This is a genomic window from Pseudomonas sp. PS01298 (assembly GCF_029959745.1).
Classification (GTDB): domain Bacteria; phylum Pseudomonadota; class Gammaproteobacteria; order Pseudomonadales; family Pseudomonadaceae; genus Aquipseudomonas; species Aquipseudomonas aylmerensis.
In genome coordinates, this window is the sequence record NZ_JASCPP010000010.1 from 42,069 (window position 1) to 65,314 (window position 23,246).

The 23,246-nt window shown below is 56.8% G+C and carries 19 protein-coding genes; 10 read left to right on the top strand and 9 right to left on the bottom strand.

What is annotated here, in order from left to right:
* Positions 1-213: 213 nt before the first annotated feature.
* From QMX97_RS06820 to QMX97_RS06835, 4 genes are all read right to left on the bottom strand, one after another.
* The gene (locus tag QMX97_RS06820; protein WP_282396563.1) at positions 214-714 is read right to left on the bottom strand and encodes a hypothetical protein; all 501 of its coding nucleotides are present in this window, start codon (positions 712-714) and stop codon (positions 214-216) included.
* Positions 715-785: 71 nt separating this feature from the next.
* Complete coding sequence (locus tag QMX97_RS06825; RefSeq protein WP_282396564.1) at positions 786-2,351, bottom strand: PucR family transcriptional regulator; 1,566 nt, start codon at positions 2,349-2,351, stop codon at positions 786-788.
* A 104-nt stretch (positions 2,352-2,455) separates the two neighbouring features.
* A complete protein-coding gene (locus QMX97_RS06830) occupies positions 2,456-5,362 on the bottom strand; it encodes an FAD-binding and (Fe-S)-binding domain-containing protein (protein ID WP_282396588.1) in 2,907 nt (968 codons plus the stop codon).
* Positions 5,363-5,616: 254 nt separating this feature from the next.
* On the bottom strand, positions 5,617-6,909 hold the full coding sequence (locus tag QMX97_RS06835) for an MFS transporter (RefSeq protein ID WP_282396565.1): 1,293 nt from the start codon (positions 6,907-6,909) through the stop codon (positions 5,617-5,619).
* Between the two features lie 445 nt (positions 6,910-7,354).
* Between QMX97_RS06835 and QMX97_RS06840 the strand changes: the two genes are divergently transcribed.
* The 4 genes from QMX97_RS06840 (at position 7,355) to QMX97_RS06855 (ending at position 12,080) form a co-directional block, all read left to right on the top strand.
* On the top strand, positions 7,355-8,956 hold the full coding sequence (locus QMX97_RS06840) for an amidohydrolase family protein (RefSeq protein WP_282396566.1): 1,602 nt from the start codon (positions 7,355-7,357) through the stop codon (positions 8,954-8,956).
* Between the two features lie 9 nt (positions 8,957-8,965).
* On the top strand, positions 8,966-9,946 hold the full coding sequence (locus QMX97_RS06845) for a GTP-binding protein (protein ID WP_282396567.1): 981 nt from the start codon (positions 8,966-8,968) through the stop codon (positions 9,944-9,946).
* Positions 9,947-10,251: 305 nt separating this feature from the next.
* A complete protein-coding gene (locus QMX97_RS06850) occupies positions 10,252-11,691 on the top strand; it encodes an ATPase domain-containing protein (protein WP_106805665.1) in 1,440 nt (479 codons plus the stop codon).
* Positions 11,692-11,714: 23 nt separating this feature from the next.
* On the top strand, positions 11,715-12,080 hold the full coding sequence (locus tag QMX97_RS06855) for a response regulator (protein ID WP_065905277.1): 366 nt from the start codon (positions 11,715-11,717) through the stop codon (positions 12,078-12,080).
* 210 nt (positions 12,081-12,290) lie between these two features.
* Here the strand turns inward: QMX97_RS06855 and QMX97_RS06860 are convergent, their stop codons facing one another.
* The 3 genes from QMX97_RS06860 to QMX97_RS06870 form a co-directional block, all read right to left on the bottom strand.
* Positions 12,291-12,539 (bottom strand): CsbD family protein, encoded by a 249-nt coding sequence (locus QMX97_RS06860; RefSeq protein ID WP_065905276.1) that lies wholly within the window; start codon positions 12,537-12,539, stop codon positions 12,291-12,293.
* Between the two features lie 211 nt (positions 12,540-12,750).
* A complete protein-coding gene (locus QMX97_RS06865) occupies positions 12,751-14,130 on the bottom strand; it encodes a heavy metal sensor histidine kinase (protein ID WP_282396589.1) in 1,380 nt (459 codons plus the stop codon).
* Entirely contained in the window at positions 14,127-14,798 is a 672-nt protein-coding gene (locus QMX97_RS06870; RefSeq protein ID WP_065905273.1) for a heavy metal response regulator transcription factor, read from the bottom strand. The genes QMX97_RS06865 and QMX97_RS06870 overlap by 4 nt, the downstream gene beginning before the upstream one ends.
* 146 nt (positions 14,799-14,944) lie before the next feature.
* On the opposite strand from QMX97_RS06870, the gene QMX97_RS06875 reads away from it, so the two are divergent.
* The 3 genes from QMX97_RS06875 to QMX97_RS06885 all read left to right on the top strand — a co-directional run bounded on the left by QMX97_RS06875 (position 14,945) and on the right by QMX97_RS06885 (position 17,407).
* Positions 14,945-15,448 carry a heme-binding protein gene (locus QMX97_RS06875; protein WP_282396568.1) on the top strand — a complete coding sequence of 168 codons (504 nt, stop codon included), beginning with the start codon at positions 14,945-14,947 and terminating at the stop codon, positions 15,446-15,448.
* A 10-nt stretch (positions 15,449-15,458) separates the two neighbouring features.
* Positions 15,459-15,869 (top strand): hydroxyisourate hydrolase, encoded by a 411-nt coding sequence (uraH, locus tag QMX97_RS06880; protein ID WP_282396569.1) that lies wholly within the window; start codon positions 15,459-15,461, stop codon positions 15,867-15,869.
* Between the two features lie 218 nt (positions 15,870-16,087).
* A complete protein-coding gene (locus QMX97_RS06885; protein WP_282396570.1) occupies positions 16,088-17,407 on the top strand; it encodes an ankyrin repeat domain-containing protein in 1,320 nt (439 codons plus the stop codon).
* A gap of 91 nt (positions 17,408-17,498) precedes the next feature.
* Here QMX97_RS06885 and QMX97_RS06890 read toward each other — a convergent pair whose 3' ends face one another.
* A complete protein-coding gene (locus QMX97_RS06890; RefSeq protein WP_106803862.1) occupies positions 17,499-18,332 on the bottom strand; it encodes an oxidoreductase in 834 nt (277 codons plus the stop codon).
* 317 nt (positions 18,333-18,649) lie between these two features.
* Here QMX97_RS06890 and QMX97_RS06895 point away from each other — a divergent pair, with 317 nt between their 5' ends.
* Positions 18,650-19,777 carry an NAD(P)/FAD-dependent oxidoreductase gene (locus QMX97_RS06895; protein ID WP_282396571.1) on the top strand — a complete coding sequence of 376 codons (1,128 nt, stop codon included), beginning with the start codon at positions 18,650-18,652 and terminating at the stop codon, positions 19,775-19,777.
* A gap of 21 nt (positions 19,778-19,798) precedes the next feature.
* On the opposite strand, the gene QMX97_RS06900 is transcribed toward QMX97_RS06895, so the two are convergent.
* Positions 19,799-20,743, bottom strand: a complete 945-nt coding sequence (locus tag QMX97_RS06900) for a LysR family transcriptional regulator (RefSeq protein ID WP_106803864.1) — start codon at positions 20,741-20,743, stop codon at positions 19,799-19,801.
* 103 nt (positions 20,744-20,846) lie between these two features.
* Here QMX97_RS06900 and araD1 point away from each other — a divergent pair, with 103 nt between their 5' ends.
* Both araD1 and QMX97_RS06910 read left to right on the top strand, forming a co-directional pair.
* Positions 20,847-21,845, top strand: a complete 999-nt coding sequence (araD1, locus tag QMX97_RS06905; protein ID WP_213553460.1) for an AraD1 family protein — start codon at positions 20,847-20,849, stop codon at positions 21,843-21,845.
* Between the two features lie 68 nt (positions 21,846-21,913).
* Positions 21,914-23,233 (top strand): MFS transporter, encoded by a 1,320-nt coding sequence (locus tag QMX97_RS06910; RefSeq protein WP_065905300.1) that lies wholly within the window; start codon positions 21,914-21,916, stop codon positions 23,231-23,233.
* Positions 23,234-23,246 lie beyond the last annotated feature (13 nt).

The window sequence follows — 23,246 nt, forward strand, 5'->3', positions numbered from 1 at the left end:
TGAAAAGCCTCGAGTTATTATTAGGCAGGCGTACATATCTGGATCTAACTACTCGGTTCGCACGACCGGCAGGCCCTTTCCCTGGGACTTACAGGGAATCATTGAACAGGAGGGGGACGAAAGAGACTACCTACTCGACAAACGAATTCGCGATCGTTTTTTGGGTCGGCTGATAGCACACAGCCGTAATAGAGAAGAAAAAGATAAGTAATATTAAACAGCTACTTTTTGCCCGATCCCTTTCTTGTGATTATCCAGTAAAGTCAGCAGGAACGAATCCAACAATGTAGTACAGGCTCCACGACCACCGGCACTCAGTCCCACGATAGGAACAACCCCCCTATCGGTCAACTCACACAAGACGCCTGCCAACTGCTGGCCTCTGAGCGCGTTGTGAAAAACTACGGCGTCTATTAGAACTTGAGCCGCCACCTCACCACCGTTGTCAAAACACTTCTCCCACTCAGCCATGAGCCTGGTCTGAGATACAACCATCGCAGCATAGCCCGCACGGTAGGCTTGACCACCTGAGCATCCAGCCCCGGCAGACGGAGGTTCACCCACGGCGACGACAACGCGGTTGCCAGCAGCCTTTAAATCAATAGCCGTTCTGGCCAGCGCAACTAACTCAGACTGCACTACCCCGCCGTCGAGATCAAAGAGAGTATTTTCAGACTGCGATACCAAACGCAGCCCGCATGAAGTTTTCGTCACACGCCTAGACACATAGCCTCCCACGCTTTGGGACAGGCAATTAATAGCCGCGCCCCAACACGCAATATTTTCTAAGAGTTCTCGTCAGCGGCCAAAAGATACATTTGAGCGGCTACTTGAAGCTTGAATTTGTCATCAGGGTTATCGAGCGAAATATCCAACATCATCTCAATACGCTCTACCCTGTAGCGCAACGTACTAATATGGATATCCAGTGCCTTGGAGGTATTCAATAACTGGAAGCCTTCCTTGGCCAAGGTGAGAGCCGTTTCGATGAGCGTGTTGCCACGCTTGGGATTGCCCAGCGGTTCAATCATTTTCTCTACCAGCAAGCGTCGAGCATCCGCATCGCCCATCAGCGCCCTGGGAAATAGAACCTCATCAAAATCATGCAACTTACCTGGCTTGAGCAAAGGCAGAAGCGCAGATACATCCTCTGCGCCATGAGCCATACCGGTCACTCCTTGATGAGTCCGACTGACCGCCATTGCACAGCCCTCGGTGCGCACAGCCCGCCATACCGCGTCCGGCGCAATTTCCGACGGCAACAAGAAGCTCACCTGGTTCAGAGACACGGACATGAGCGGCGCCACACCCAGGCTCTGCATTGCTTGCGAGATTCGATCCGCAGTTCTTGAACGCCGAGTGAAACCCTCGATAGAAAGCGGAATCGGCTCATTTAAGAGCACCAGGCAAACCCTGTAGTTTCTATTTTCACTCCAACCCGAAGCTTGAGCTCGCTCGATAGCGCTAGGCGTGGCCGAAAATTTTCCCTCCAACAAACCCGCTACAAATGCGTAACCCAAGCGAGTTTCTTGATCAGACAGCTCTCGCTGATAGGTCAGGTGGAGAGCTGCAATAACCGCAGCATGCTCCAAGGCTCGGGAGTCTAGTTCTTCGAACTCGCGCTCATCACTTCCCAGCCATACGATTCCAATGACCTCGTTCCTTAAACGGATGGCTCCACCCAACCTGGGCTTGGCCACCCACTCCGAAACCACTTTAGGGACATTGGACTCGAAAAAAGCAGTGAGAGGCTCCAGCTCGGTGAGTTTTTTAACCAGCAGTCGTTCGCAGGCTTCATCTGCGCTGGGGTCGGACGCCCCCAATATCGTCCCGTCCACGGAAACGACGGTAGCTGATTTGTCGAGTGCCGCTTTCAAAGCCTTAGCCAGCCCCTCCAGGTTTTTCCCCTCCAGCGCAGCTTCCGTCAATGTGCGATGGATGTGGTCAGAGCGGCGAATCGTCTCGGCCTGGATATTGATGATCCGTGCCAACACATCGTGCATGATGTCGCTGAACGGAATTTCCCAAGGCAATTCAAGCAGAGGCAGATTGCAGAGGTTGGCTTCTTCGATTGCCGCTTCAGTGAAGTGCTCCCGAAAATGCGGGACTGCCAAAACGACTCCTGCCAAGCCGATCTCACTGAGGCGACGCACCATGCTTCGGCTTTCATCGTCATCCACCGGCCAGTTGTAACCGGTGGTCAACAGAAGCTCGCCTGGTTTCAACCAATTGGTGATCTCAGGGTGATCGACGATATGAACCCACGTTATTTCGCGATCCATGGCATTTGCCCCTGCAACAACAGAGGCTTCGCGCAACACAGTGTTTTCAATCGCAGTATCGAGCTTCATGACCAACCTACTCCACTCCATAAGTACCTACACGCTGGCATCCACTGACTGCCGGGACACAGGCCCCAGCAGCCGAATGCATGAGAATGCCGTGCCTGGCGCGACTAGCCCAGAATTTTCGCGAGATACTCAGCCAAGTGCATGGCCTCTCGACCACTCACGTTTCGGATCTGACCCCGGCAGCTGAATCCATCGGCGACCACCGGAGTTTCCTGTGGGATTTTGTCGATATGGGGCTTGAATTCTTTTTCACCGATGATCTTGGCTATCGGAGCCGTTTTGCTGTGGTAGGCGTAGGCTCCAGCAACACCACAGCAACCGGAATTGATCACCTGGCCTTTACCACCGAGCTTCTCCAGGACGCCTTGCTCGCCTTCCATGCCGCCACAAGACTTCTGATGGCAATGACCATGAATGCGGACATCTTCATCAATCAGGGGCAATTGCAAGCCACGACTCTTGATGAACTCACTAAGGGTCATGATCGACTCCTCGAGTTGCTTGGCACGCGGGTCTGCTGGGAACAAACTGGGCATTTCGTCTCGGAATACCGAAAGACAGCTTGGTTCCAGAACAATGACAGGCATGCGCTCCTCCAACACCGGCTCCAACTGAGTGAGGATCTGCTCCAGATTAGCCTTCGCCTGATCAATCATCCCTACGTCGTAGTAAGGCCGGCCACAGCACACATGACGCTTCATCAGCTTCACATTGAAGCCGAGCGTTTCCAGGACAGTCACACCCGCCTCCAACACCTTGGGCGTGAACCCATTGTTGAAGCTATCTACCCACAACAGCACTTCAGTGCCTGTGCGCTGGCCCTGGTTTTTCAGGATACGCTTGGCTGTGACACCACTGCGAAAGCTCTTCGCCGCGATCTTGGGAAATTTGGCGTGGCGCGCCAGGCCGAAATATGAACCTGCTGTGCGCATCAGCGGGTTACCCATCGCGTAATTGAGTACAGGTGAAAACTTGGTGGCATGGGGCAGCCATTCACCAATTCGGCCAATCATCGCATCCATGACCGGGCGACGCTTCTCGCTGTAGTAACGATTGAGGAATTCGGTTTTATATCGCGCGATGTTCACATTGGTAGGGCAGTCGGTCTTGCAGCCTTTACAGCTCAAGCACAAATCAAGCGAGTCTTTGACCTCTTCGTTCTGCCAGCCATCCTCAATCACCTCGCCCTTGAGTAACTCGAAGAACAGGCGCGCACGACCCCGCGTGGAGTATTTTTCGTCGCGTGTAGCCCTGAAACTCGGGCACATGGTTCCACCTTCCAGGGAGCGGCACTTACCCATTCCAATGCAGCGCTCGGATTCGCGAGCCAGGCCTTTGTCGCCGAGACGAGGGTCATATGTGAACTGGCTGGGGATTTCTCGACGCTTGTAATCTGGGCCCAAGCGAAGGTTGGCATCGACAGGCATTGCATGGATCAGCTTGCCTGGGTTCATTTTGTTGAGCGGATCCCAGATAGCCTTGAACTCGGCAAAGGCATTCATTATCTCGGCGGAGTACATGATGCGCAGGTACTCACCCTTTGCCTGGCCGTCGCCGTGCTCGCCGGACAAAGAGCCGCCGTAACGGACAACCAAGTGTGCAGCCTCGTCGAGGAACGCCCGCCAGTTGTCCAGGCCATCTTGAGACTTCAAATCGAAGGTGATCCGAGAGTGGATGCAACCATCGCCGAAGTGGCCATAGAGATTCGTTTTGTAGCCATAGTTGCTGACTAGGCTCTTGAACTCGCGCAGGTACTTCCCCAGGTGCTCTGGCTCGACCGCCGCATCTTCCCAACCCACGACAGGATCAGGTTCGTTGGGGTCCAAGCCCAGGGAAGTGGCCGAAGCCCCGGTCTCACGAATTGTCCAAATCCGGTTCATCAAGCCGGCATCCGTAACCAGCCGGACGCTTGGACGCCCTGGCAGCTCTGGCGCTATATCGACGGCTTTCTGAGCGAAAGCGATCGCATCTTCGGTTGAGAGCGCGCCGAACTCAATCATCAACCAGGCATTGCCGGCAGGCAGCTCCGCAATGTCAGCGAGCTTCATACCGCGCTCTTTGAGTCCCTCGATAATGCCGTCGTCCAGCCCCTCCATGGCGATAGGGTTGAGCGGTAGCAACTGAGGGACCGAATCGGCGGCGTAGTAGATCTCCTCGTAACCCAATACCAAAAGGACACGATGAGTTGGATTCTTCACCAGGAGGGTCTCGGCCTGGAGCACTGTCACGCAGGTACCCTCCACACCTACCAGTGCTCGAGCAATGTTGAAGCCATTCTCCGGCAACAACTGATCCAGGTTATAACCCGAGACTCGACGCTTCAGCTTGGGGAAGCCTTGACGAATTCGCTCCTCGTTCTTATCTACCAACGCTTTCAAGGAACGAACGATTTCGGCGCGACGGCCACCGGCGTTGATATGCTCCTGATACGTGGCCTCATCGGTCGGCCCGACCCAAAAACGCTCACCGTCGTAGGTGAGAATTTCCAGCCGCTCCACGTTCTCTACCGTCTTGCCGGCCATTACCGAGTGAGCGCCGCAGGAGTTGTTCCCAATCATGCCGCCAAGGGTGCAACGGCTATGAGTCGCGGGATCAGGGCCGAAGGTCAAGCCCACCTTTGCAGCTTCGCCTTTGAGCTGATCGCAAATAACACCTGGCTCAACCCTGGCCAGGCGTCGGCCCGGATCGATCTCGTGAATTGCATTGAGATATTTAGACGCATCAATGACCACCGCAGCGTTGACCGCTTGGCCACACATCGAAGTACCAGCACCACGAGGAAGAATCGGAATCCCGGAATCCCTGCACACTCGCACCGTGGCGATGATGTCGTCGATGCTTCTAGGGATCACAATACCGATTGGCAGTTGACGGTAGTTCGATGCCTCAGAGGCGTAGATCGCACGAGTCGCTGCGTCGAACCTCACCTCCGCCGAGGTCTCAGCCTCCAGTTTGGAGCGCAGACTCATGAGGACATTGAGGTCGAACGGGATAGGATTATTTTTTGTCATTTGGAAAAGCCTGGTCTCGATCAGCAGCACGGGAACACAACGTGAAGCCCTACGCGGAAGACCGGAGGTAGAGCGACGGAGGTTAGGTACTGTAAGCCGAGAAAGCGCGCAGCTCTACCAACTCAAAGAAGGATAAAAGCGTTATTTTATCCTGCTCAAAATAGGAATTAAGCAAAGACAAAATTTCAGATGAGATCGCCCAATACACCGCAAGAACGCCGGGTATCGCATAAGCGACCCCGGCGCTTCATCGATCAGCGGCGACCAGGCTGTCGATAACCGAGCATTACACCGAGAAAACTGAACGCTGCCGCGATCATCACATAGAAAGCTGGAGCAGTAACCGAGCCGGTAACACTGATAAGCCAAGTGAGGATCAGCGAGGCGAACCCACCAAAAGTCATCACTGCAAGGTTGTAGGCCAAGGACAGGCCCGTCGACAGCACCTTGGTAGGAAAGGTCTCTGAAAGCGCAGCGAGTATCGGGCCAGTGTAAACCGCGATCAGGACACCAAACACCGCCTGGAAGATGCAGAGTGTGTAAAGCGAGGGCGAACTGGCGATCATATTGAACATCGGCCAAGCCACAAGAAGTATCACCGCCGAGGCTCCAGCCAGCAGGTACTTGCGACCAACCTTGTCAGAAATGTAACCCGTGATTGGAGAGCAGAACGCAATTACGCCACCGCCCACCATAGCGGCAATGAAGGAGGCAGACTGAGGAAGCTTCAGCACCTTCACAGAGTAGGTTGGCATATAAAACAGAATGACATAGATGCACACCGTCCAAAGTACGATCATGGCGAAGCTGGCGACCGCCTGCCGTGGATACTCGCGAAGGACGTCTCGCAGCGGCGTCTCGGTCAGCTCGCAAGATTCTTCAAACACCGGTGACTCATGCAGGTTGCGGCGAATGAAGAATCCGATAGGGCCAATCAGGATGCCGAACAGGAATGGAATTCGCCAACCCCAGCTCTCGACCTCCTCCGGGCTCAAGCCGAGTGTAATGCCGGTACCGAAACAAGCACCGAGCAGAACTGCAAAGCCAATACTCGTCTGGATCCAGCTTGAGTAATAAGCCTTCTTCCCTTCAGGTGCTTGTTCAGTCAGATAAGCCGTGGCGGCACCCATCTCCCCCCCCGCAGAGATACCCTGGAGCAGTCGCGCAAATACGATGATACATGGAGCGAGCATACCTGCCTGCTCATAGGCCGGCGCCAAACCAATCAGGGCCGTACCAGCCCCCATCAAGATGATGGTGAGAGACAACGCCCCCTTTCGGCCATAGCGATCAGCGTAGATGCCGATCAGCACACCGCCCACAGGCCGCACCAAAAAACCGACACCAAAGGTTGCCGCCGAAAGCATCAGCGACGTCAAGTCATCTCCGGTAGGGAAAAATAACTTACCGATGATAATGGCAAAGAAGCCATACACCATGAAGTCAAACCACTCGAATCCATTCCCTAGAACAGTGGCGATGATAGCTTTGCGCCGCATTGCGCTCGTATCCACCGCACGACCAACATCCAAACTAATTGCACTCATTTTCAGATTCCCTCGAGCCTTCTGTGAAAGCCGCGCCTTTTGTCGTTGTTGTAGGGTTCGTCAATTGAGCGCCTGGGAACGTCGCGCTTCTACCACACAAAAATAGGAATTTCAGGCAAATAAATCCTATTTCGAGCACTTCAACCTATTCCGAGTCGGAATTTAACCGTCTCGCTTCGACTCCAGACACTAAGAAATGCAGGGGCTGCAGGGATAGGATGGGTGTAAGGGCAAATCCTCCAGCCGTACATCCAAGCCGCGCCACCAGATGGCTGAGATAGGCCCTGTAGAGCCTGAGCAAAGGTCACAAAGACCACCCGATTCAGGCCGACTTTCTTACTGCCCATCTGCCTAGGGTGCTGTGGTAACCCCACACCCCTGCTCAACTCCAACAGGCCCGCCGCAAAGTCGTCGCTGGTCGGTAAATAAAACAATAGGAGGCTATGTGAAGACGAGCCCTGCTACGTCAATTGAGGTAGGCGAAGAAATGGTCGCCGGCTTCGCCAAGAAAGGCCTTGGCCAAGTCAAACCCGCCACCAGCAACGAGCGAGGCAATGGGCCCTACTCTCGCCTGGTGCTTCGAGGTATCACGGTCATTGATGGTACCGGTGCCCCACCTTGGGGGCCTGCCGATATCGTTATCGAAAATGGCCTCATCACTGAAATCGCAGCGGTTGGCGTTCCCGGGCTGCCGATAAACCCCGCCCGTCGCCCCGCAAAAGGCGTTCGCGAGATCGACTGCCATGGCAAGTTCGCTACGCCAGGTTTCATTGATTGTCACGCTCACGTCGGCACACCCTTTCACGCAGAAAGCGGTGAGATGCTTTCAGCCGATTACGTGTACAAGCTCTGGCTGGCTCATGGCGTCACCTCGGTGCGAGAGGCCGGCTGCATGAACGGGCTCGCCTGGACATGTGAGCAGCAACGTGCGTCAGCTGATCACACCATCGGGGCGCCCAATCTCTACCCGTACGTCTACTTCCCTGCTGTGAACGATTACCTGAAGGTGATCTACAGCCCAGAGCAAGGACGTGAGTGGTTGCGCCAGGTGCGCGAGAAAGGCGCCTGTGGTGTGAAGTTCTTTGGCTCTCCACCCGCCATTATGGAAGCCGCTTTGGACGAGTGCCGAAACCTCGGGCTCAAAACCTGCTGCCACCATGCCCAGCTTTCAGTCGGCCGCATGAACGCGCTCAAGACAGCGAAGTGGGGACTGACCAGTACAGAGCATTCCTACGGCCTCCCCGAAGCGCTGATGGAAGGAAGTACCCTTCAGTTCATTGATGACGACTACAACTACAACGACGAGTACATCCGCTTCGCCGCCGCCGGCAGAACATTCCTGCAGGCAACAAAACCCGGTAGCCAGAAGTGGAATGAGGTGCTCGAAGCATTCCTTGAGGTAGGCCACACCTTTGTTCCGACGATGAATGTCTACGACAGTAACCGTGACGTAATGCGAGCTCGTCGCGCTGACTGGCATCAGGAGTACACCGACAGCACCTCCTGGAACTACTTCCAGCCTCAACGAGGTGGGCACGGCGCCTACTTCTTTCGCTGGTCAACCAAGAATGAACTGGAGTGGAAGGAAAGCTTCAGGATCTGGATGCAGTTCTTGAATGAGTACAAAAACCGAGGGGGCCGGGTGTGCCCTGGCAGCGATTCCGGATTCATGTTCCAGGTCTATGGCTTCGGCTATGTACGTGAGCTTGAGCTTCTACAAGAGGCAGGATTCACGCCACAGGAGGTGCTGCGTGCTGCCACCCTGCAAGGGGCCGAACTATTGGGTATTGAGCACAAGACTGGCACGCTGGAGGTCGGAAAAGAGGCCGACATCCTCATTCATAACCAGAACCCCTTGTCGGACTTCAAGCTGCTTTACGGGACTGGCGCCGTGCGACTCAACGATGACACCAACGTAGCCGAACGTAAGCGCTGCCTTGATTACACCCTCAAGGGCGGCGTCATTTTTGATACCGGGGAACTGCTCGCCGATGTCCGCGAGATGGTTGACGAAACCTGGAACGGCGAACATAAGCCAACCCTGTAGGAGGCGGATATGATTTCTCCTGCAAAGGGTATCGATTTCTTCATCTTGACCGGCCCGCTGGGCAGCGGCAAAACCACCCTGCTGGAACAGCTTCTCTACACCGTAGAAGACAGCACCGGCACAGCGGTAATCGTCAACGAAGCCGGTGCCGTCAACATCGACGGCGCGGTACTCGTCGATTCGACCAATGGGCTGGTCATCGAAACACTCAGCAATGGGTGCGTTTGCTGCAGCCTTAACAATGACTTGGTCACCACGGTGCAACATCTAGTCGAATCCAGGGCACGGATGGATTTACCGCCATTTGAACGAATCATCCTGGAGTGCAGCGGGCTGTCCATGCCCGGTGAAGTGGTGCGCTCCCTGGCTGGCTTAGCCGACCTGCAGATGGCCGTTTCGATCATCTGCACCTACGACTGCACGAGACCTTCCTTACTAAGCACCCAGTTCGATGCAGCAGCCGCTCAACTTAGTGCAGCCCAAACTGTAGTGCTCACCAAGATTGATTCAGCGTCACAGCAGGAACTGTGCACTGCAATGGCAACAGCGGAGCGAATCAACCCGTTCGCAACCATTGTCGAAGAGATATCGCAAGCCAAGAGGAGCCATCGCGCTTTTCTGAACGCGACCCCACGCCCCCTTGATCACACCCTCCCCCAACGCAAGCTCGTTCAAGCCACCGCTCACCCACGCATACACGTATACCAGGCTCAGCTAAATGAGCCAGACCCGGGCGATGCCATCGACTGGCTTGAAAACGTCACCGGCTGTCTCGGCGAAAAACTGCTCAGAAGCAAAGCACTGATCTGTACACCAGAGAGGGATTTTCTGATGCAGACAGTCGGCACAGCGTTTTCCGCGCCACGGCTACTTCGTACAAAGTCTGGAGGTCGATCGGTGGCCATCTTCATCACCCAGGACTGCGAGTTACATGAGCTGACAAGGATTCCGTCGAGCCTTTCTATAGAGTGGGAGCAGGAAGCCAACTGAGCGATGAAGATCAGGCCAGTTCAACGCCCCTCCTACGCTTTGCCTGGCCTCATTCCACTTGTCGCAAACGCTCGCTGTCTCTTACTGCAATTGAATCACTGCGAGATTAAAGGGTCATCTGCTAGCAAGGTTGATTTCGCCGTGACTTTGCAGGGTCGAAGTCCGAGTTCAAGGCGGCTGGAATGGGGCATATAACGCTCTTAGTCAGCCATGCTTCAGGCGAGAATGGCCCCAGAGCGAAAATGGCGTTAGCATTCCGCCTTACTCGGCTTAAACAGCCTGTTTTTTCAGATCAGGGTCGCAACGTGGAAAAGCTAAAACGCCTCCAAAGTGGAATCGAAGGGCTCGATGCTCTGCTCAAGGGAGGGCTGGTCGCAGGCGCTTCATACATAATCCAAGGGCGCCCGGGATCTGGAAAAACGATCCTCGCCAACCAACTTGGATTCCATCATGCGAGCAATGGAGGCCGGGTTCTGGTCGCCACGCTACTGGCCGAGTCACATGACCGCCTGTTTCAGTTTCTTTCTACACTGAGCTTTTTCGACTCGTCCAAAGTTGGCGCCGAAATTCAATTTGTCAGTGCTTTTGACACCCTGGAAAACGAAGGCCTGGATGAAGTAGTAAAGCTGCTTCGGCGCGAGATAAGTCGCCAAAAGGCCACAGTGATGGTGGTTGACGGCTTGCTCAATGCGCGCTCAAAAGCCGATTCGCACATCGACACCAAGAAATTCATTTCAGAGTTGCAAGGGCATGCGGCTTTCGCCGGTTGCACCGTCCTGTTTCTTACCAGTTCGCGACTCGATGACGGCAGCCCTGAGCACACGATGGTAGACGGCGTGATTGAGATGGGTGAAGAACTATATGGCACTCGCTCGGTGCGCCGTATTCAACTGCGTAAAACTCGCGGCAGTGGGGCAATGACAGGCCTTCATGAATGTGAGATCACCGACAACGGATTGGTGGTTTACCCTCGACTCGAAAGTCTTTACAGCCACCCGTCCGCCCCAGACAGCGCCGACATGACGCGCATTGCCAGTGGCATTGACTCACTGGACGACATATTGGGCGGTGGCCTTTACAGTTCCAGTGTGACTCTGGTCATTGGCCCATCAGGAATTGGCAAAACCACGCTGGGCCTCAAATTCCTGGCCGAATCGACGGTGGAGGCTCCGGGACTGCATTTTGGTTTCTACGAGAGCCCACAGCGGTTGCGGCTTAAAGGCCAATCACTGGGTATCGATATCAAAGGTATGGAAGACAGTGGTGCCCTGAATATTGCCTGGCAGCCGACTACCGAAGGCCTGCTGGATGGCCTGGGGGCACGATTGCTGAGTATCGTTGAAGATAAGGGCATCAAGCGCCTGTTCATCGATAGCCTCAGCGGTATGACACGGGTCTCGACAAATCCCGCGCGTATTACTGACTTCTTCAGTGCGCTGATGAACGAGTTGCGATCCAGGGGCGTTACGGTATTTGCGTCCTGGGAAATGCGCGATCTTTTTGGCTCAGAGGTCAGTGCACCGAACTCTGACCTGTCCAGCATCGTCGACAATCTGATGCTGATGCGGTTCTCTGAGAATCACTCTGAACTAAGCAGGACGCTATCCATTCTTAAAGTAAGAGACAGCTCTTACGATCCCTCTCGATTTGAGGTCGTCATCCGTGATCATGATGTTTTCCTGAAAAAGGCTTTAAGACATGAACCCTCAGTCCCCACTGATTCATGCCCCGGTTCAACTTTTTAAGCTTTTGAGCAGGTTGTATTAACATGACCACCATCCTGGTCGTCGACGACGAGTATTTGATCGCTGATATTCTCTGCTTCGCGCTGGAGGATGAGGGGTTCATGGTGGTGACCGCCAGCAATGGTCAAAAAGGCCTCGAGGTGCTCAATAGAGAGCAGCCAGCCCTGATCATTACCGACTTTATGATGCCGGTCATGGACGGCCTGGAATTCGCCACAGCTGTCCGAGCCCTCCCGTCCGCTGGCCATTTGCCGATTATCTTGATGAGCGGTGCTCAGGCACACATCGGTATGCAGAGATCTGATTTGTTTGATGCTGTATTGGCCAAGCCATTCAATATCGACTTGATCATCGCCGAGGTTCGAAAGCTCCTGGCGAACAGGCCATGATGGTGTAGATGATCAATCACAGCTGACAACTGCGGATACGACCCAGTGCAGCCGTTAGAGGCCTCTACGACGCGGCTGCCGACGCAGCGAGCCAGCGAGATCAGCAGCGTGGATGCCTGCCTGAATCGCCTCCCTCCCCCTCTCCTGATGGGAAGCCCTGGAGAGTCAGAGGGAAGGTTTCGGAAAAGCTATTGACGGCCTCCTCCTGGCTTAGCGCCGCAGGAGACGGTCAAGCACCAGCAGTGCTACTGCACCGATTGCCAGGGCGGCAACAGGCTTCTCTTTAACGAACGTCGATACGCTGTCCAGTGCGTCGCCGTAAGTCTGGGTCAGCTGACCCGCCGCTTGGCGTCCGGCGCCTTCGGCTTCCAGCTTCGAATCACCGAACAGTTTTCCCACGGCGCTTTGTGCCTTGCCAGTCAGCTTTTCTGCAACACCTTCTACCTGTTCACTTTTCATGATTCATAAACCTTCGTGTCAGTGGAAACTCAAATTAAGCCAACTGCTCTGGCGACCAGAGGAATAGGCGTCTTATCGGGACAGAAAAGTTGACCGGTGGGAATGAGCGGGAGTTCCACTTTTTATGACCACCGCTGGTCATTGACGCCCACAAAAAAAGAGGCGCTGCGAAAAGCACCTCTCTCCTTAGGCTTAGTCGTTAGACACTGAGTCAGACAACGCGAGGGTTTTGCGCAGGAAACTCCAGGCGAAAGCTCGTTCCTGATGAACGGCTGTCTACGGTCACCCGGCCGCCATGTAACTGCATGATTGAATGCACGATGGCCAACCCCAGGCCCCCGGAATCATCTGGCTGATTGCGTGACGGGTCGCACCGGTAGAAGCGCTCGAAAAGTCTCGGTAGATGCTCCGCGGCAATGGGCGGGCCCTGGTTGTGTACAGAAACTTCGACCCCACCCTCGCGCACCACGCTACGGATAATCACCTCCGCTGCGGGAGAACCGTAGCGCAGGGCGTTGGCCATCAGGTTAGCCAATGCTCGACGGATCAACGCCGGATCGGCACGCAACTCGCCATGAGCCTGATTAATCAGGGTGACGTCGCGTTCTTGCGCCACGCCTTCGAAATACTCACACAGTTGCTCGACCAGTTCATGCAGGTTGATGAGTTCGTCCTGCACGGATGCTTGCGGCTGCTCAGTCCGTGCGAGGAACAGCATACTGTCGATCATCCGCGCCAGACGCTCATATTCTTCCTGGTTCGACACCAGCAGGTTCTGATAGTCCTCGATGGAGCGGCTGTGCCTCAAGCTTTGCTGGGTATGCCCCATCAGGTTGCTCAGTGGCGTACGCATCTCGTGGGCGAGGTCTTCCGAGAACCGTGATAGCTGGGCGAACCCGTCTTCAAGACGTGCAAGCATTTGATTAAGCGCCTGGCTGAGCACTTGCAGCTCACTCAGCTCGTTGAACTCATCCAGCCGCAGATGCAGATGCTGCACATCAATCGCGGCGGCGCGCTGAGCCAGCCTGCGCACAGGCTGCAAGCCTCGCCGACTGACCCACCCGCCGAGCACAAAAGCCAGCAGCGCGCCGACTGACAGGGCGAGCCAGAGCTTGAGACGGTACGCCGCCAGCATCTGCTCGCGCTCGCTCAACAACTTGCCGGCAATCAGCGTCAAGCCGCGACCACCCTGCATGACATGCTCCCAGGCAAGCCGTACTGGCACCGAAGAGTCGCCGTCACCGAGCTGAGCCTGGGCTGCAGCCGGTAACGTGGGCAAGCGCATGCTGACGGGGTTGATTTCGATCAGTACCTGGCCGGTGTCATCGACAATCCACAGCAGGTTGTCGCGATTGCCCAGCATGTTTTCGTAGAGCTTGGGCCGATTTCTGAGTTGCTCGACGCTGACACTGTCGTTGATCAGTGCTTGCATGCGCTCCAGGCGCCCGAGCAGCGCCTGGTCATCGCGCCACGCGATTTCTCGCTGTAGCGACTGATAAAGATAAAACCCGATGGAGCCCAGCAGCAACGCGCTGACCAACGCGAACATGACCGCCAGGCGCAAGCTCAGGGTACGCGGAAACAGTTTCAGGATTGCACCTCAAGCATGTAGCCGATGCCCCGCACGGTGTGTATCAACTTGAGCGGGTAAGGATCGTCAACCTTGGCGCGCAGTCGCCGAATGGCGACATCGACCACATTGGTATCGCTGTCAAAGTTCATCTGCCAGATCTGCGAAGCAATCGAGGAGCGAGATAGCACCTCGCCTTCCCGACTGACCAGCAGGTGCAACAAGGCAAACTCCTTGTTGGTCAGGGTTAGCCGTTCACCCTGGCGCGTGACCTTGCGGCGCAACAGGTCCAGGCTCAGGTCTGCAACCAGGAACTGCTCGACTTCACGGGGCGGCCCCCTGCGCAGCAGCGTACGTACGCGCGCCAACAACTCGGCATAGGAAAAGGGTTTGACCAGGTAATCATCGGCGCCTGACTCGAGCCCTTTGACCCGATCCTCCACAGAATCCCTGGCGGTCAGGAAAAGCACCGGGGTTTGCCACTTGCGCCGAATGATCTGGAGCAGTTGCCAGCCGTCCAGGCGCGGCAGCATGACGTCCAGAATGATCAAGTCGAACTCACTTTCCTGCGCCAGATACTGGCCCTCCAGGCCATCCAGGGCGACTTCTACCACGTAGCCCGATTCAGTCAGGGCTTTGTGCAGGTAATCCGCGGTTTTCGCTTCATCTTCAACAACCAGGATACGCATCTTTTCCTCCAGAACTGGAGCATAGGCTAGCGCGCCTGAGCGTTTTGGCACATTACATCTTGGTAATCATCAGGCAATCATTCTGACGGCCCGCACGCGTCATCCTGCCTGACCACGACTCAGCCAGACCAAATAAAGGAAAAAGCATGCGGACAATCCTATCGAACTTATTGCTGATGCCACTCGCAATGAGCTCTGCGCTCGCGGTTGCATCTGCGGATCAGGTTGTACAGCGCAACGACGTTTCACTGGCAATCGCCAATGATTTGCTGAATGCCGCGCTGGCAGCATGTCATGCCGATGGACGTACCGGTGTTGCGGCAATTGTCGACCGAGGAGGCAATTTGGTCGCCCTGCAGCGTGACGATAACGTTGGCCCACACAATACATTGGCAGCCCAACGCAAGGCCTATACCGCCCTATCGACCAAGACCCCGACACGGCTATTGGCAGAGCGTGCCCGCAGCACCCCCGATGCGGAAAACCTCAACACCCTGCATGAGCTATTGCTGCTAGGTGGCGGAGTGCCATTGCTGTTTGAAGGACAAGTCATTGGCGCCATAGGCGTGGCCGGCGCCGGTGGTGCAGCAACCGATGAAGGTTGCGCATTAGCCGCTATCAACAAAATTCTACCTACCGTCAAAAACTAAGGACATCCTCATGACTGGATTAAAATCGTTGTTCGCTGGCGTTGTATTGAGTGTCGCCTCTTCGCTGGCATTCGCGACAGGAAACCCGCTCAGCGTGCATGTACTCAACCTGCAAGATGGTCTGCCGTCCCCTGGCGTCAATGTCACGCTGGAAAAACAGGACGGCAACAACTGGAACCTGCTCAACAGCGCTGCGACCAACGAGCAAGGGCGTATTCCCGGCCTGTACCCGGAAGGTAAGGCCCTGGAGAAAGGCACCTACCGTGTCACCTTCAAAACCGGTGAGTGGTTCAAGGCTCACAAAGTCTCGAGTTTCTTCCCCGAAGTACCGGTTATTTTTGAAGTAGACGGTACCCTTGCGCACTACCACATCCCGCTACTGCTCAGTCCCTACGGTTTCTCGACCTACAGAGGCAATTGAGCGTCGCCCCAACACCGAGACAAGGCCGCCCTCACCTGATGGGCGGCATTTGTGCCTGACACCGATTCGATCAAAAGAGCCGTTGGGAAAATGCAGTGACATCTAAATGCCCGCGTACATCAGATGTTGAACGCGCTAGGGATATCAATAGGTGCAATAGAACTGGAAAGGACAGCAACACCACTAAGCTGCACGCTGAATAAGTTTGGAGCCATGGTATGAGTTGTGTCCCTCCCGGCAATAGCGCTTCGATAGCACCGCTGATGATTTGCAACACTAACGACCCGATTCATGCTGCTGTGGCCCGCCGCGATAGCAAGCAGGTGTTGCAAGCGCGCATCGAAGGCATGCGCGCCGACGTGCTGGATAGCGAACGTCGCTCGCCTATCGATGTGCTGGAGAGCATGCGTGACCTGGACAAGCGCAGCCTCTCCCGCATGCGCATTGCCTTGTTGCAATCCTTAAACCCTACTGCACCTCTGGGCTACATCAAGCCCGAAGCCCTGCATGGTTCCCCGTGGGGCCTGGAAATACTGACCTCTGGCTCGCTCAAGGGCGGCGTCAATGATGCCAAGGGGGGCTCACAGTCGTTGAATGGTCGGGTATTTTTCTCTGATCGAACGCCTGAAAGTGCCACGGATGCCACGACCCGTAAAAATCTGCGCACCAAGGCCCGTACCTACTCACGAGGTCTCGGGATTGTGCCCTCTAACGCGTCATCCCGCGCCCAGCAACACCGTTTGACCCAGATCCTCACACACTCAACGGATCGAGGTTCGCCACTTTCGCTGACTTACAAGCCGGTGACGCTCGCTATAAAAGATCCCCAGGCTATTGATGCTGAGGGTAGCGCGTGGCTGCAGAACTTTCTGCATGATGCCTATATCGTTTCCGGTGCTGCCAGCAAGCTGCTCACCGCGCCCCCTGAGCACAGCGTCAACGCGGTGAAACTTCCTCGCAGCTTAACGTTTAAGTTCGAAAACGCCCCCGACCGTGTGCTCGAAGGTAAAGCGCTGGAGGTCCTTTATACGCAGTGGGCTTGCAAATTACGCGAGGCGTTGGAGCAGGGTAAAGCGCCTTATTTGAGCCTGCTCAATAAAGGCACGGTAATACCGGTAGTGTTTGGTTTTGAAAAACTCAGGAATCTTTCCTCCCACCCTATTCATGACCACTCGGGCAACGCCACCAAGCTCTATTCATACCAAAATCAGAATCACCCACTGTCGGGTGGTGCAAACGGCGGCAAACTTAAGGAAATAGAAGTGCGCAGCCTGGCAGATCTGGCCACTTTACTGCTCGGATGCGAAGTTAAAAGTACTCAACTACCAGAAGAGGTGCTGGTCCGAATCAAGGGTAAGAGGGAAGACAAAGCCGAGTACCTGACGCCTGCCCAGCTCAGCCAGTTTCGGCAGAGTGTCTTGGCTCAGGCTGCCCTCCATGCCCCCCAAGGCTCAAGCCTGGCTCTGGCGTCCATGAGTCACTTGCAGCAGATCAATGCGATCGTGCGTAGCGGAAATCTCCAAAATCATTGGGTATGAGAGCGATAGGAGACATCCAGCGTGAAGACACGCGCCTTATGCCAGGCGGCTGGGTGACAACCACCCTCCTCCCTTGCCAATTCCCGGCTTCTTAACCATCCGTAGAACGCGTCAGTGCCTCCCAGTGGCTAATATCGCGCAGGGATTGCTCAAGTTTTTCGCGCACGTATCCCAGCGCGTCACTGCCCAGCAGCAGGTGGGCCGGTGGATTGTCGCTGGCGATCAACTGCAGCATGGCGTGCGCAGCTTTCTGCGGGTCGCCCAGTTGGTGGCCGCTCTTGGCTTCGCGCGCCTGGCGCACCGGATCAAAGCTGGCGTCGTAGTCGGCAATGCTGCGCGGCGTACGCTGCATGGAGCGGCCGGCCCAATCGGTGCGAAACGAGCCCGGCGCCACGGCGGTCACGAAGATATTGAACGGCTTGAGCTCCTTGCTCAGCGTGTCGGAGATGCCTTCGAGCGCGAATTTGCTGCCGCAGTAGTAGGCGATCCCAGGCATGGTAATGGTGCCGCCCATGGACGTGATGTTGATGATGTGTCCGCGGCGACGCTCCCGGAAATACGGCACAAAGGCCTTGGTCACGGCAACCGCGCCGAACACGTTGACGTCGAACTGGCGGCGCATGTCTTCCAGCGACGACTCTTCGAAAATCCCCTCGTGGCCGTACCCTGCGTTGTTCACCAGGACGTCCACCGGGCCGTAGCGGGTCTCCATCTCGGCGACGACGCTGTCGATCCGCGCAAAGTCGGTGACATCCAGAATCACCCCGTGGGCACGGTCGGCAGACAACGCCTCGAATGCTTCAAGGGCTGCTTCATTACGCACGGTACCGATGACACGGTGACCGGCCGCTAATGCCTCGGTCGCGAGGGCCTTGCCAAAGCCGCTGCTGATGCCGGTGATGAACAGGGTTTTGTGAGTGCTCATGGACATGCCTCTCGGTTGATGAGTACTGATGTTAGTCAAGTCACCGCTGCCGACCTATGCCGGATCATCTGTGAGGCTTGCCTATTCCTATCAGCCCTGCGAGGAATGGATTGGCATTGCTGGCAGGCTGTGGAGATGCGCTGCACGTCCCCGCTGGAATGACGGCGCCTGACCGGTAGCGCCCCGCGGCTTGGCTGAACAATCATTGGTTGCAGGCTTACCCCTTTCTGCCGGCAAAATAGGGTAGAAATATCCGGCCAACGATGGCCGGGACATGCCGCGCCGCCGGCCCCTTTCTCACAGCCAACAGGTACCTTATGCACACCTGCGTCACAATCATCGGGGCTGGCCTGGGCGGCCTCATCCTGGCGCGTGTCCTGCACGTCCACGGCATTGCCGCCACGGTCTATGAAGCCGAGCCGTCGGCAACCGCACGCGCACAAGGCGGGATGCTCGACATCCACGACTACAACGGCCAGCTGGCTTTGCAGGCGGCGGGCCTGACGGATGAATTCCGCGCCCTTGTCCTGGAAGGTCGCGAGGCGACTCGAGTGCTTGATTGGGACGGCACCGTTCTGTTGGACCAACCCGACGACGGCAGTGGTGGGCGTCCCGAAGTCATGCGTGGCGAGCTACGCAAGATGCTTCTCGATTCACTGCCTGCCGGTACCGTGCGCTGGGGCCACAAGGTCAATAGCGTGCGTGCCCTGGGCGCGGGTCGCCATGAGGTGACCTTCGCCGACGGCTCTCACGTTGTCACCGACCTGCTGGTGGGGGCCGACGGTGCCTGGTCTAAAGTCCGCCCGCTGCTCAGCACCGCCGTCCCCGAGTACATGGGCCGCTCGTTCATTGAAACCTACCTGTATGACAGCGACACCCGCCACCCCGCCACCGCCCAGGCGGTAGGGGGCGGTGCGATGTTCGCCCTGCAACCCGCAAAAGGCATCCAGGCGCACCGTGAGGCGGGCTCCACGCTGCACACCTATGTCGCCATCACCGCACCCCAGGAGTGGTTTGCCGCCATCGATTTCACTCACACGCCAACAGCGGCAGCACGGATCGCGCAGGTATTCACAGGCTGGTCCCCTGCCCTCACGGCACTGATTACCCACAGTGACACCGAACTGATATGGCGCCCGCTCTTCACGCTGCCGGTTGAACACCACTGGAACCGAGTGCCGGGCGTGACGCTGGTGGGGGATGCCGCACACCTTGCAGCCCCGAATGGCGAAGGTGCCAACCTGGCCATGTACGATGGCGCCGAACTCGGCAAAGCCATCGCCTCACACCCGGATGACGTCGAAGCCGCGCTGCATGCCTACGAACAGGCGATGTTCCCGCGCAGCGCGCAAACGGCTGCAGAGTGCAATGAACTGCATGAGTTGCTGTTTGGTGACGACGCACCGCACAGCCTGGTGAGCATGTTCAACGGCGCAGGTACTTGAACACGGCAAGCTTCAGTCCTATCAAACGCCTGCTGCTGGGCTCACGCTTGCACCGGTGAGTTCTTCAATCAACAAAACCATCGGCGCCGTGTACTCCACATCGGCCCGCGTCACGATTTCATAGGGCTCGCTGGTCGACTGAATGGTCAACGCCAGCTTGACCAACATGCCGTGGTCGAGTGCCATTTGCGCCACGTCGTTCGGCATGACGGCGACCAGGTTCGGGTCCTTGAGCAACAGCGACAAGGTCGTGAATGTCGATGAGGTCTCGATGGCGTACAGCGGGAAGCTCAACCCCACTTGGCGAAACTCGCGTTCCAAAGTCAGGCGCATGGGCATATTGACCGGGAAGACTACCCAGTGGCTGTCCATGAGGTCGGCGAGTTGCAGCGTCTGCGCGCTGGCCAGTCGATGCCCCGGGTTGGCCACCACGACCAGCGGCTCCTGTGCGCGGAAACGGGTTTGGTAAGCCGTCGGGCGTGGGCTGACGCTGGTTCGACAGATCGCCACATCCAACCGCCCCTGATCCAGCAAGCTCAATAGCCGCGAGCTGGTGTCCTCGACAATCGCTATCGACAGCTCCGGCTGTTTATCGCGAAGGCGCGCCAGGCTCTCCACCAATGCCGGCACGGCGCCCATGATGGTGCCCACCGCCAGGCGTCCACCGTGTCCCTTGAGAATGCCGACCATTTCCTCGCGAAGGTGCTCGAGGTCGGTGTGAATCAAACGCGCATAACGAATCACACAGCGCCCAAGGTCGTTGGCTTCCAAACCTTTGCTCGTGCGTTCGAAGAGGCTTGAGCCGAAGATGGTTTCGATTTCCTGCAATGCCTTGGTGGCACCGGGTTGAGACAGCGCCATGATCTCCGACGCCTTGCGCACCGAGCCGTGCTCGTCGAGGGCAATCAAGAGGCGCAATTGCTTGAGCCTCAGGCGCGATACGATGGATGAGAAGGACGGAAGCATGGGTATACCTGAAAGTTATCGCTCGGGTCGTAACTCTCATTAGGCAGCAACAGCCTGGAAATTTAAAGTGGCCCCAACGATAACAACAAGCTGAGGCTCCTCCATGCGATTAATCCAATTTGAAGACTCCACCGGCCAGCGTGGAGTCGGCGTCGTCGAAGGCGACGCGATTCAAGTCGTCAACGGTGCATCCAGCACCCGCACGCTTGCCCTCGCCGCGATTGCCAATGGTCGCAGCCTGCTCAAGGAAGTCGAGGCCAGGGGCACCACCCTCGGTCCTGAAGGTTATACCCAGGTGCTGGAAGCCCGCCGAGTCCTGCCGCCCCTCGACCATGAAGACCCCGCGCACTGCCTGATCAGCGGCACTGGCCTGACCCACCTGGGAAGCGCCTCCACCCGCGACCAGATGCACCAGCAAAAGGTCGACGACAAGGCCGCACTTACCGACACCGCCAGGATGTTCCAATGGGGCCTCGACGGCGGCCGTCCGGCGGCAGGAACAGTGGGCGCCCAGCCGGAATGGTTCTACAAGGGCGACGGTTCCATTGTGGTACGCCCGAACCAGGCCTTCCAGTCGCCGGACTTCGCCGAAGATGCGGGTGAAGAACCAGAGCTGACCGGTCTCTACGTGATCGGCGAAGACGGCAAGCCCTACCGCCTGGGCTTTGCCTTGGGCAACGAGTTCTCCGACCATGTCATGGAGCGTCGCAATTACCTCTACCTGGCACACTCCAAGCTGCGTAACTGCTCCTATGGACCAGAGCTGCGCGTGGGCGAGTTGCCCCGGCATCTGGCGGGAACCAGCCGGATCTGGCGCGACGGTACCGTGTTATGGGAGAAAGAGTTCCTGAGTGGCGAGGACAACATGTGCCACAGCCTTGAGAACCTTGAGTACCACCACTTCAAGTACGCCCAGTTCCTGCGTCCAGGCGATGTGCATGTGCACTTCTTCGGCACCGCCACCCTGTCGGTAGCCGATAACATCAAGACCCAGCCGGGCGACCGTTTCGAAGTCAGCATGCGTGAGTTCGGTGAACCGCTGTGCAACACCATCGAAGTGGTTGCACCCGCCTTCAGCACTGGAGAAGTACAGACGCTCTGACCGATGCGGCCCTTGATCGGGCCTCAAGCAAGGCTGCATTTCATAATAAACATAAGAGTGAGATGAAAATGACCACTGGCAATGCACAGGTCGTTACCGCTACGACAGCGAGTCCCGCCATCACCGCCCGCCCGACCACCGTACGTTGGAGGATTTTCCTGCTCCTGCTGCTGCTCTCGGCCATCAACTACATCGACCGGGCGTCACTGTCGGTTGCACTGCCGCTGATTTCAGCTGATTTCAACATGACGCCGGCGCTTGAAGGGTTGATGCTGAGTGCATTCTTCTGGTCGTACGCGCTGATGCAGATCCCCGGCGGCATGCTGCTCGACCGTTTCCAGACACGCAATATCGTCGGCATTGCCACGGTCGGCTGGGGCCTGTTCCAGGCCTTGGCGGGCGGCGCGCACAACTGGATCACGTTGCTCATCACCCGCATCGGCCTGGGTGTCGCGGAGTCGCCGATCATGCCGGCCGGCGCCAAGCTCAACGGTGCCTGGCTGACGCCCAATGAACGCGGGCGCGGCGCCACCCTGGTTGATGGCGGCGCGCCGCTGGGCACTGCACTGGGCGCAATCCTGATCGCAGGGCTGATCACCTGGTTTGATTCCTGGCGGATCGCATTCGTCATCGCGGGCGTCGGCACCATGGTCGTGGGCATATGGGCGTGGTGGTACATCAGGAACCATCCCAGTGAGCACCCGAAAGTCAACGCTGCAGAGCTGGCCTACATCACCGATGCCAACGAAGCCGCGAAGAAAGCCACCGGTGGGCGCAAGGCGATCCTCAAGGACCTGCTCAAAAGTCGTTCGGTACTGGCCATGTTCGCGGGGTACGCGTGCTACAACAGTGTGTTCTACGGCCTGCTGACCTGGATGCCAAGCTACTTGCACAAAGCCCATAACCTCGACATCAAGGCCATGGGCGGCGCCACCTTCCTGATCTTCATATGCGGCTTCATCGGCGAACTGTTTGGTGGTTGGGTGTCGGATAAATGGAAGGCTGCCGGCGGCCAACCCAACACGGTCATGCGCAGCATGTTCGCAGGCTCCGCCGCAATTGCTGCGATCTGTATCCTCGCCGTGGCCTACAGCAGTGACGCCGTCGTGGTTATCTCGCTGCTCTGTGTCGCGCTGTTTTTCATTCGCTGGTGCGGCATGTACTGGTGCCTGCCCGCCATTCTCGGCGGCCAGTCCAAAGCCGGCGTGTTGGGCGGCAGCATGAACTTCTGCGGCAATATGGTCGGGGTGATCGTGCCTATCCTGATCGGCCTGATTGTGCAATTCACCGGCTCGTACTTCCTGGCGCTGATCTTCTTCGTCGTCATGGCTTCAGGATTGATGCTGTTCTCCAGCCTGATTGATTATCGCGAGCGTGGGTTGGCCTGACCTGCCCGACTCC

Excerpts from the sequence above, each read along its gene's own strand:
- QMX97_RS06825 (WP_282396564.1), bottom strand. The coding sequence starts at position 2,351 with ATGAAGCTCGATACTGCGATTGAAAACACTGTGTTGCGCGAAGCCTCT.
- QMX97_RS06830 (WP_282396588.1), bottom strand. The coding sequence starts at position 5,362 with ATGACAAAAAATAATCCTATCCCGTTCGACCTCAATGTCCTCATGAGT.
- QMX97_RS06835 (WP_282396565.1), bottom strand. The coding sequence starts at position 6,909 with ATGAGTGCAATTAGTTTGGATGTTGGTCGTGCGGTGGATACGAGCGCA.
- QMX97_RS06845 (WP_282396567.1), top strand. The coding sequence starts at position 8,966 with ATGATTTCTCCTGCAAAGGGTATCGATTTCTTCATCTTGACCGGCCCG.
- QMX97_RS06855 (WP_065905277.1), top strand. The coding sequence starts at position 11,715 with ATGACCACCATCCTGGTCGTCGACGACGAGTATTTGATCGCTGATATT.
- QMX97_RS06860 (WP_065905276.1), bottom strand. The coding sequence starts at position 12,539 with ATGAAAAGTGAACAGGTAGAAGGTGTTGCAGAAAAGCTGACTGGCAAG.
- QMX97_RS06870 (WP_065905273.1), bottom strand. The coding sequence starts at position 14,798 with ATGCGTATCCTGGTTGTTGAAGATGAAGCGAAAACCGCGGATTACCTG.
- QMX97_RS06875 (WP_282396568.1), top strand. The coding sequence starts at position 14,945 with ATGCGGACAATCCTATCGAACTTATTGCTGATGCCACTCGCAATGAGC.
- uraH (WP_282396569.1), top strand. The coding sequence starts at position 15,459 with ATGACTGGATTAAAATCGTTGTTCGCTGGCGTTGTATTGAGTGTCGCC.
- QMX97_RS06885 (WP_282396570.1), top strand. The coding sequence starts at position 16,088 with ATGAGTTGTGTCCCTCCCGGCAATAGCGCTTCGATAGCACCGCTGATG.
- QMX97_RS06890 (WP_106803862.1), bottom strand. The coding sequence starts at position 18,332 with ATGAGCACTCACAAAACCCTGTTCATCACCGGCATCAGCAGCGGCTTT.
- QMX97_RS06895 (WP_282396571.1), top strand. The coding sequence starts at position 18,650 with ATGCACACCTGCGTCACAATCATCGGGGCTGGCCTGGGCGGCCTCATC.
- QMX97_RS06900 (WP_106803864.1), bottom strand. The coding sequence starts at position 20,743 with ATGCTTCCGTCCTTCTCATCCATCGTATCGCGCCTGAGGCTCAAGCAA.
- araD1 (WP_213553460.1), top strand. The coding sequence starts at position 20,847 with ATGCGATTAATCCAATTTGAAGACTCCACCGGCCAGCGTGGAGTCGGC.
- QMX97_RS06910 (WP_065905300.1), top strand. The coding sequence starts at position 21,914 with ATGACCACTGGCAATGCACAGGTCGTTACCGCTACGACAGCGAGTCCC.